Genomic DNA, 3,040 nt, shown 5'->3' with positions numbered 1-3,040 from the left:
ACCATGTACGGTGAGCTCGGCAACGACCTCATCTATGGCGGCGCCGGCAACGACCAGATCAACGGCAACGGCGGCTCGGACGTCATCTTCGGCGGCAACGGCGACGACGTCGCCCGCGGCGGCGACGGCAACGACTTCATCGTCGGCGGCACGACCTACAGCCCCGACGATTCGCTGTTCGGCGACAGCGACACGCTCTATGGCGACCGCGGCGACGACTTCATCCTCGGCGGCCCCGACACCCGCGGCGACTACATCGACGGCGGCGACGGCAGCGACTGGCTGGTCGGCACCGGCGACGCCGGCGACAACATCTTCGGCGGCCAGGGCGAGGACTTCGCCTTCGGCGGCAACGGCGACGACACCATCGACGGCGGCGACGACGGCGACAGCGTCTTCGGCGGCAACGGTGACGATTCGGCCACCGGCGGCCAGGGCGAAGACTTCGTCATGGACTGGACGGGCAACAACACGCTCGACGGCGGCAGCGACAACGACTTCGTCTTCGGCGGCAACGGTGACGACTCCGTGCTCGGCGGCGACGGCGACGACATGGTCTTCGGCGGCAACGGCGACGACATCCTGCACGGCGGCCTCGGCGACGACATCGTCGTCGGCGGCAACGGCAATGCCCTGATGTACGGCGACGAGGGCGAGGACACCTTCGTGTTCGACGTCGACAGCCTCGCTCCGGGCGGCGTCGACACCATCGCCGACCTGTCGAAGGAAGATCACATCTTCCTCTACTACGACGGGCAGACGGAGAAGAACGACGCCGAGATCACCACCAACCCGGCCAGCGTCACCGAGAAGGACAATATCCTGGTCGCGGTCGACCACGGCTATTCCGGGGTCAGCGAGTTCGACCAGTTCCTGACGGCGGGCGCGGCGGACACCGACAAACCCGGCTTCTACGTCTTCTACAACTCGTCGTCGAACCGCGGCGAAATCTGGTTCGACACCAACATGACCAGCACCGACAACGCGATCCTGGTCGGGGTGATCGAGAACGTGTCGAGCGCGGCCGACCTCAAGAACGTCGTCGGCGGCGGGACCTTCATCAACGAGGACTTCATCGTCTGACGCGCCCGGCGGGCGCCGGCCGGCAAGCGAAGGGGGAGCCGCAGGGCTCCCCCTTTTTCTTGGACCGGGGCTCCGAGTCCGGCGCTCCGCGCAGGACCGCCATTCCAAATCAGCACGGCTCTCCGCGTGGCGCACGGGGCGGCGCGCGATATGCTGCACCTGCGAAGAATTCGCCGCCTCGCTTCCGTCCGCATACCGGTCTGCCGAAATGTCCGCCGCTCACTCCCCTGCCGAACCGCCGCCGAAGACGCACCGCGAGATCCGCTCGACCATCTTCGGCCTGATGATGGCGATGATGCTGGCAGCGCTCGACCAGACGATCGTCGCGACGGCGATGCCGACCATCGGCCGCGACCTCGGGGACTTCCAGAACCTGCCCTGGGTCATCACCGCCTACCTGATCGCCGCCACCGCCGTGGTTCCGCTCTATGGCCGGCTCGCCGACACCCATGGGCGGCACGTCACGATGCTGTCGGCGATCGCCATCTTCGTGGCCGGGTCGGTCGCGAGCGCGCTCGCGCCGTCGGTCGCCGCCCTGGCGGCGGCGCGCGCGGTCCAGGGCCTCGGCGGCGGCGGGCTCGTCGCCCTCGCCCAGACCATCATCGCGGATGTCGTGCCGCCGAAGGAGCGCGGCCGCTACCAAGTCTACATCGCCAGCGTCTTCGCCGCCTCCGGCGTCGCCGGTCCGGTGCTCGGCGGCTTCATCGCCCAGCACCTGCACTGGTCGGTCATCTTCTGGATCAATATCCCGGCCGGCGCGGCGGCGCTCGTCATGACCAACTCGGTGCTGCGGCGCATGCCCCGGGTCCACCGCCGGCGGCGGATGGACTTCCTCGGCGCCGGCCTGATGGTCGCGGCGACCACCAGCCTGCTGCTCGCCCTCAACTGGGGCGGGGTCCGGATGCCCTGGTCGTCGCCGGTGATCCTGTCGCTGCTCGCCACCTCCGGCATGGTCTTCGTCCTCTTCGCCGCCCGCATCGCGACGGCGGAGGAGGCCCTGATCCCGCGCGCGCTGCTGCGCAACTCGGTGGTGGTGCTCGGCATCACCTCGGCCGGCTTCGGCATGGGGACCTTCATGGGCCTCACCTTCTTCGTGCCGATCTATCTCGAGTACGTGGTCGGGCTCTCCGCCAGCCAGTCGGGCTTCGCCCTCATCCCGCTGCTCGTCGGCACGGTCTCGGGCGCGATCACGTCGGGCCATGTCATGGCCCATGTTCGCCACTACAAGCGCCTGCCGATGGCCGGGCTCACCGTCTCGACCGCGGCCCTGGCGCTGCTGGCACTGATGCCCCAGGGCCTGCCGCTGTGGTCGCTGGAACTGCTGTTCGCGGTCGCCAGCTTCGGCGTCGGCACGTCGTTCCCGGTGACGACGGTCGCCATCCAGAACGCCGTCGTCATGCACCTGATGGGCAGCGCCACCGCCACCATGCACTTCTTCCGCCAGCTCTCCGGCGCCCTGGTGATCGCCGGCTTCGGCGCCATCGTCCTCGGCACCGGCGTCGTCGTCGCCCGCGGCTCCGGCGCGCACGTCGCCCCCGAACTGGCGGCCGGGCTCGCCGGGGCCTTCCAGTGGGTCTTCCTCGCCGCCGCCTTCGGTGTCGCCACGGCGCTCGCCGCCTTCGTCCGGATGAAGGAACTGCCGCTGCGCGACCGCGTCTCGACCGGCCCGGCGACGGCGCCCGCCGCGGGCGACTGAGGGCGGCGCCCGCCGACCCTATGCGCCGGGCCCTCCGGCTGCTATCCCGGACGGCCTGAAAACGACCGGAGCGCAGGACGGCGGCACCGCCCACCCCGCGCCCAGAGGAATCCCATGGCGACCCCAGGCTGGCGGGAGCTGTTCGGCGGCGGCCATGGCGGCCGCGCCGTCGCGTTGGCGGCCGGCGTGACGCTGCACGCGATCAACATCTTCGTCGCCAGCACGATCATGCCCTCGGTCGTGGCCGAGATCGGCGGCCTC

The 3,040-nt window shown here is 70.1% G+C and carries 2 protein-coding genes; both read left to right on the top strand.

Annotation, left to right across the window (positions count from 1 at the left end):
* A partial coding sequence (locus tag ACE3Q3_RS23720) for a calcium-binding protein (RefSeq protein WP_374450229.1) occupies positions 1 to 1,083 on the top strand: 1,083 nt, incomplete at its 5' end.
* A 208-nt stretch (positions 1,084 to 1,291) separates the two neighbouring features.
* Positions 1,292 to 2,779: an MFS transporter gene (locus ACE3Q3_RS23715; protein WP_374450227.1), complete on the top strand. Its 1,488-nt coding sequence runs from the start codon at positions 1,292 to 1,294 to the stop codon at positions 2,777 to 2,779.
* Positions 2,780 to 3,040: the final 261 nt, after the last annotated feature.

Origin of the sequence: Allostella sp., from assembly GCF_041913585.1 — a bacterium.
Lineage (GTDB): Bacteria > Pseudomonadota > Alphaproteobacteria > ATCC43930 > Allostellaceae > Allostella.
The sequence above is the reverse complement of the archived record's forward strand: the minus strand, read 5'-3'. Positions and strand labels throughout refer to the sequence as shown.